The organism is Chitinophaga sp. Ak27, assembly GCF_012726295.1.
Lineage (GTDB): Bacteria > Bacteroidota > Bacteroidia > Chitinophagales > Chitinophagaceae > Chitinophaga.
In genome coordinates, this window is sequence record NZ_JABAOB010000024.1 from 1 (window position 1) to 683 (window position 683).

The 683-nt window shown below is 40.6% G+C and carries 1 protein-coding gene; it reads left to right on the top strand.

The window, feature by feature from the left end:
• Positions 1–357 precede the first annotated feature (357 nt).
• Complete coding sequence (locus HGH90_RS31460; RefSeq protein WP_169192792.1) at positions 358–534, top strand: hypothetical protein; 177 nt, start codon at positions 358–360, stop codon at positions 532–534.
• Positions 535–683: the final 149 nt, after the last annotated feature.

Sequence of the window (683 nt, forward strand, 5' to 3'; positions counted from 1 at the left end):
TTGCCCCATTGACATTAAGCAAAAATGTTGTCCAGCCATGTTTATGTAGAGTTAAAGAAAAATCAATGTTATCATCCATGTAAGTCAGTCATTTAATCTCAAATATAAATATTCTCCAATAACAAAATCGCTATCAAAAACTACGAAGCTTGGTATAGCCAGCTATGTTTTGGTAATACCCACATAAACCTATCATGCTGCTACATTCATAAAAACCAATTTAGGGCCAACACTATGCGGCTTTTTTCTTTTCACTGACACCCTGATCTCCCCTCTAATCTCCGCTGCATTCTCCCTTTTGTGACCATCGGGAACAAAAGGCAAGCGGTTTTTGCGTAGCAAAAACACCGCTTGCTAATGGAGCGAAGATCCATCAAACTCCGCAACCGGATGGCGAAGCCGGCCGGTTTATCTCCGCATACAGGTTGCGAAGCAGCCGGTATAATCTCTCCGAACTGGTGGCAACGCCGCCTGTTCAATCTTCGCAAACGCGTAGCAGAACTACACGTTTCATATTCCGTCCTATCTGCATAAGCCACTAAATGCTCAAATCTCAATTTAGTAGAAAATAATTATTTATATTTAAGGGATAAACCTCAGTCCACTATAAAATGATTACCTGTGAATAATTTAACATCTTGTCCAAATTGTGGCGCCAAAATAAAGGATGGCGTATTCAGTAG

What these genes read in the sequence shown, in the direction of transcription:
- HGH90_RS31460 (WP_169192792.1), top strand. Translation starts at nt 358, where the DNA reads ATGGAGCGAAGATCCATCAAACTCCGCAACCGGATGGCGAAGCCGGCC.